The sequence below is a fragment of the Microcoleus sp. w1-18aA5 genome, assembly GCF_036701705.1.
Classification (GTDB): Bacteria; Cyanobacteriota; Cyanobacteriia; order Cyanobacteriales; family Microcoleaceae; genus Microcoleus.
On sequence record NZ_JAUPTE010000141.1, the window covers coordinates 1 to 6102 of the forward strand.

Consider the following 6102-nt stretch of genomic DNA (forward strand, 5'->3'; position numbering starts at 1 on the left):
ATCTTACACATGCTCAGCGCTGTCAGGAGCCAAAGTCTTTTGATGTAAGGGTTTTAGGCTTTTTCAGCAAGCCCTAATTAGTCAAGATACTTTGCTCTTGGCATAAGTTTCCTTGCTTCAAAATATGAGCAACCGCGATAAAATAGCAACATGAATATATGAAAAAAAGCCAATTATTTCAATTTACTTAGTTTAGGTAAATTTGACAAGCTTCTGTAATGCTAAAACTGTATAATTTCAGCCTAAAAGCGTTTGGCTTCCAAGTTTTCACAACTGATCAAGAAATCCGACCCACATCTGCGGAATGTGGGTTCTATGCCACCGGATTTGATATGATTCGGTAATTTACTGAGTCTAGCCTTCACGCTTTTCTCCAAGTCGATACACAATCACCTTAGCTTTCGCATCTTCCTCTACAAACACTACATATTCACCATTTGCTCTCCGATAAGCGCGCAGTGCGTAGGGGATATCTACCCAGCCAGTCTCACCGGCCACCTCTGTACCGGGGGTTAACTTTGCGACAAAAGCTCCTGTGCTGGTATCGTACACATATACTTCAGCCTTTCTAGAATCAACGGCAAATACTCTATCGCCTGCCACATCCATTGCCTTAATAATTAGCATGGGGTTGGCTTTCGGATCGTAAGGAAGAGTTATGCGCCAGCGCAGTGTTTTATTCCTTGTCCAGTTGTCGTAGCGCACAATCTCTGTGCCGACTATTCCCCATTCCTCACCTGTATGCGGGCGATCGACTGTATAGCCTCCGAGATACATTACATCTGTATCGGGATAATATTTAATTCTTAAGAGCTTGTTAAAAGGCGCTGGCATTGGTATTTTTTCGGAAGAGGCAGCATTGTAGCTCGGAGTGCCATAGGTATCTAATCCCAGATAGCGATAGTGTTTAATGTAGCCAGATTCACTAGCTTGCCATACATCCCCATTACTATCAACTTCCCAACCCCAAATCGAATCATCTTCTGCACCTAAACTTTCATATTCATTACTTTGAATTGAGCCATCTCCGTTTTTGTCATGCCATAACCAGCTTCCCGTCGCTGGTTGATTGGTTGGCCAGGTAGAATGATCCCTCGCAAAAATGGCGCTGGGAACGGCAATTTCTCCATCAAAGCGGTAGATGCTAATCTGGTGGGCAAACATCCCGGTAAGATATAAGAAACGTTTTCCGTCTATTCTACGGACAAAAACTGATGCCGCTGAATGGGTTTGGTTGTGGAGTCGCGGATCGTCTGGGTAGCGAAACTTATCCAGGGTATATGCTTTATAGCTCCATTCCTGACCGTTTTCTTTGCTATAGTCCATGACGAAATGTTCGTGTTTGGTGAACACATCCACTCCGTCAGTACCTGGATCGGCATCGGCATTATCTACGAATTGTAAACCCAATAATTGCCACTGCCTTTTTCCGAGAGGAGAAAACTTTCTCAAGTCGGTTCCTGAACCGCCAAAACCATCATTGCTAACGTAGATATTCCCGGCTCGATCCGTACCCACTCCTGTTAAACCGTTGAGTTTAAGTTCTCCAACTTCTCCGCGAGTTCCAGAATAAATGCCGCCTTGAGTGCCAAAAGCCCCTATTAACTTAGGGGTTCCTGAGATATCGTAAATCAGCACTTGTTGACGAGGGCCATTTTCTGTGACTAATAGCCTACCTTGAGGATCGATCGCGAGGGCTGTAGGGTCTACAACATCGGTAATTTTCTGGGATAATAAGGTTCCTGTCTTGGAATAGTGCAGAATCTGGGGAGGATTACTAGCGTCTTTTGCTTGCAGAATCCATAGGTTACTTTGAGAATCTACAGCTATTTGTTTGGGGCGATCGACTGACCAACTGCGTAATTCTGCCATAGTTTCGGCATCGTAGACGCGGATGCGATTGGCGGCACTATCACTGACATAAAGCTCGCTACCAACGTTAGCTAATCCAGTTACTTGACCGGATGTGCTAACAATTAACATACTTTTATCGTAACCACGCCCACCTGCAAAAGGAGCAGGTTCTCCCGATAAGTTGTAGCGTCTCACACAATACCACTCTGTTTTAGAGGAGGGATAATCTTGAATTACCATCCTGTCTATTGTCCCCTGTGCCATGGCGATATAAAGGTATTTACTATTTGCCGTGACTGCTTCTCCTCCTGTTCTCCCCCATCCATGAAGATTACTAGCTTTGGCGATCGCATCTCCATCTTTATAAATTCCTGCCTCTCTACCCGCTTCATCCCAGACGCTATTGGTGTAAACAGTGCCATCGTTTGCCACGTACATGGCACTGATTTGAATTTGTACCCACTTACTGCCACCGCCAAAGGTGTTACCGATCCAAGATGTTTTGTAGGAGATATTGGGTAAAGGGTTTGAAGTTACAGACAGTGCAGTTACAGACAGTGCTGTTACAGTAGAGATGATGACTCCTGCGATCGCCTGGGCTGAGAAACTCATCCTGCGATGTTGGTGATCGTTCTCGATCGGCTTAAAATAATTCAGAGAGTTCTTCAGTTTTTGGATGAATAACCGCTGTTTTTGCCATAATTTGTTTACTAGCAACAGAAATCGATTCTTCATGATCTGACTGAGTAATATACAGCTATAATCAGGATGTCTCAGTTATTGTAACTTTAATGTATATTTGCCAACAACCAAGTGGAAAACTATACAACTAACCCTGCTGCTACAGCAGCAAACATTCTTTGCGTCGGAATCGGATGGTTTCCGAAAACACCGGGAGGTCTGGATCGATATGTATATGAGCTCACGCATCAACTAGCAGCCAGTCAAGATCAAGTTGAATTGTGTGGAGTTGGTCTACCAAAAACTCAGTCAAATTCTAGCGTAAAACTCACTAATTTAGCTGAACCAGAACATCGCCTCTGGGAACGGCTTTGGCTGATTCGCTCCAATTTTTTGCAACTAAAATCTGCAAAACCTGATGCTATTAATCTGCATTTTGCACTATATAGTTTTCCTCTTTTGCAAGTTTTACCTCCGGGCGTTCCTGTTACCTTTTCCTTTCACGGGCCTTGGGCTTTGGAAAGTAAGCAGGAGGGTTCTGGTAAACTGAGCGTTTTTTTGAAGCATTGGCTAGAAGACAGAGTTTATCATCGGTGCGATCGCTTTATTGTCCTGAGCAAAGCATTTGGTGATATTTTACATCAAGAATATCAAGTTCCTTGGAACAAAATTCACGTAATTCCCGGCGGTGTCGATCTGTCGCGATTTCAACTCAATCGATCGCGCCCGGTCGCCAGATCGCAGATGGACTGGCCCAAAAATCGCCCGATTCTATTTACAGCGCGTCGCTTAGTGCATCGAGTTGGACTCGATAAGCTGTTGATGGCGCTCGCGATGATTAAACCTCAAATTCCTGATATCTGGCTGGCGATCGCAGGAAAAGGGCCACTACAAACGGCTCTTGAGCAGCAAGCAACAGATTTGGGACTCAATGACAACGTTAAATTTCTCGGCTTTTTGCCAGATGACCAACTGCCCATAGCTTACCAAGCCGCCGACCTAAGTGTGATGCCGAGCCAATCTTTAGAAGGATTTGGATTAGCTGTGCTAGAATCCCTCGCCTGTGGTACTCCAGCGCTATGTACTCCAGTGGGTGGAATGCCAGAAATTTTAGAGCCGTTTTCACCAAATTTGATTACTGCTTCTACAGAGGCAACAGCTATAGCTGAGCGATTGGCAGAACTGCTAAGTGGAAAAGTGCCGATGCCTTCTAGAGAAGCGTGTCAGGAATACGCTGCTAAGAATTTTGATTGGCAGAACATCGCGCAAAAAGTTAGAAAAGTGCTGTTGATTCAGCCGAAAAAGGATCAATAATTACGCAATTTATTATCAAGAAACAACATGAAAATACTATTTTTAGACCAGAGCGGAAAGCCTGGTGGTGCCGAACTTTGCCTAATAGATATTGCCAAACCCTATCGAGATAGCTGTCTAGTTGGCTTATTTGTAGATGGTTCTTTTAGGCAATTACTAGAACAACAGCAAATTCCCGTTGAGGTGTTAGCGAGTACCGCGATAAAAGTTCGTAAAGAAAGCAGCTTGATACAGAGTTTAAGTAGTGTTACCGCGCTACTGCCTTTGATTGCTAAAGTTGTTCAAAAAGCTCGTCAATACGATTTGATCTACGCCAACACGCAAAAAGCTCTAGTTGTTGGTGCATTAGCTAGCTTTTTAAGTCGTCGCCCTATCGTGTATCATTTGCATGACATTTTATCTACAGACCATTTCAGCCCAACTAACTTAAAAGTAGCTGTAACTTTGGCTAATCGCTTTGCATCATTGGTTATTGCTAACTCTAAAGCAAGTCAGACTGCTTTCCTAGAAGCAGGAGGACGCTCGGACATAATCGATGTTGTCTACAATGGCTTTGAGCCTGAAGTCTATCAGAGCGATCACTCTAAAAGTAGCCAACTCAAGACACAGCTAGAACTTGATGGGCAATTTATCGTAGGTCATTTCAGCCGATTGTCACCTTGGAAAGGTCAACATATTTTAATTGAAACACTTACCTACTGTCCAAAAAATGTAACAGCTATTTTAGTTGGTGATGCGCTCTTTGGCGAGCAGGATTATGTCCAGCAATTACACAAACAAGTGGCAGAATTAGGACTTGAAGATCGAGTTAAGTTTTTAGGCTTTCGTTCAGATATTCCGCAGTTAATGGCAATTTGTGATTTAGTTGCACATACCTCAACCGCACCCGAACCTTTTGGGAGAGTTATTGTCGAGGCTATGCTGTGTGGTAGACCTATAGTTGCTGCTCAATCTGGAGGGGCTATTGAATTAATAGAACCGGGCATCAATGGCTTTTTAGTTCCTCCCGGCAAGCCAGACCAACTCGCAGAAGTTATTAATACCTGTCATAACCAACCTGAGTATACGATCGCGATCGCCCAATCGGCCTACGAGATGGCTAGACGACGTTTTCAGCAGACCAACATCGATCGCCAGATTGCAGATTTGCTAGCCAGAACTTTTACCTGACTTGTCCCAATATCTTATGAGTTATATCCAATTTCTACAAAATTCAAGTAACCTCCTCTTCGCTAGGTTCTTACGAATTTATAAGTGCGACATTTTGCCCAGTTTCACTCGCATCGCAGGATAGGTGTAGGAGACCGCAATCATCATCACTCCCAACCGCAATCAGAGTTTTTTTGAGACCAAATTAAATGCAACTGAAGCCAAATTTAAGACCAGATTAAATGCAAATGAGACCAAATTAAATGCAACCAGCCCACATCATGCAAACGAGACCCGGTTAAATGCAACCAACCAAAATTCAGCATAGCTAAAAAGTTGAGGCTCCTTAATAATTGCTTGATCCACCCTTTACAAATCAAACATCATATCGGCTCGGTCTAAATTTTCCTCAGAAACTGCTGCAAAAACGACCGTTTTTGCAACACCCGCTCCAACCAACCAGAAACTGGCTTCACCCCACCAAAAACTGTTGCAAAACTTATCTCAAAATCTGTGTCTCAAAAACGTAGACTGATAGTTAGGGTTTGCTGAAGCAGTTGCAAAAGTAAACACTGTATGAGTTGTGTTACCCTAAAAAGGTGGAAGGGTGCAAGAAAAACAGGTATAATGACTCAAAACCCGTGCATCACCACCTGCGATCGTGTACAGAAAAGCTGAGCTTGCCCCAAGCCCCCCATCCGACTTTAAACTACCCTTTGAAGGAAGGTTGTCAGGAGATAACCGTTGGGTAAAGATGGCCGAACTTATCCCGTGGGATGAATTTGAAGCAGAATATGCTGAAAATTTCCCGACCGAAATGGGCTTAAGAGCCAAATCATTTCGCATGGCATTGGGGGCATTAATCATCAAAGAAAAACTCTTAATTAGCGATAGAGAAACAGTAGAACAAATCCGTGAAAACCCGTATCTACAATACTTTATCGGTCAATCACTCTACAGCAACGAGTTCCCATTTGACCCGTCGCTATTAGTTCACTTTCGACGGGCGTATTAGTGCGAATCTAATTAGGGCTTGCTGAATAATCGATAGCCAACCAAGAGCAGGAGCGATCGATATATTCAAGCTTGGTTAAATATAAGTTG

Annotated in this window: 3 protein-coding genes and 1 pseudogene; 3 read left to right on the forward strand and 1 reads right to left on the reverse strand. The window is 43.6% G+C overall.

Annotated elements, in window-relative coordinates; all coding sequences use genetic code 11:
• Window positions 1-354: 354 nt before the first annotated feature.
• Complete coding sequence (locus Q5691_RS27130; protein WP_333348317.1) at window positions 355-2589, reverse strand: hypothetical protein; 2235 nt, start codon at window positions 2587-2589, stop codon at window positions 355-357.
• A gap of 78 nt (window positions 2590-2667) precedes the next feature.
• Here Q5691_RS27130 and Q5691_RS27135 point away from each other — a divergent pair, with 78 nt between their 5' ends.
• The 3 genes and pseudogenes from Q5691_RS27135 to Q5691_RS27145 form a co-directional block, all read left to right on the forward strand.
• Window positions 2668-3849 (forward strand): glycosyltransferase family 4 protein, encoded by a 1182-nt coding sequence (locus tag Q5691_RS27135; protein ID WP_333312050.1) that lies wholly within the window; start codon window positions 2668-2670, stop codon window positions 3847-3849.
• A 27-nt stretch (window positions 3850-3876) separates the two neighbouring features.
• Window positions 3877-5019: a glycosyltransferase gene (locus Q5691_RS27140; protein ID WP_333312051.1), complete on the forward strand. Its 1143-nt coding sequence runs from the start codon at window positions 3877-3879 to the stop codon at window positions 5017-5019.
• A 640-nt stretch (window positions 5020-5659) separates the two neighbouring features.
• Window positions 5660-6004 (forward strand): annotated as a pseudogene (locus Q5691_RS27145) (transposase); the annotation flags it as partial.
• Window positions 6005-6102 lie beyond the last annotated feature (98 nt).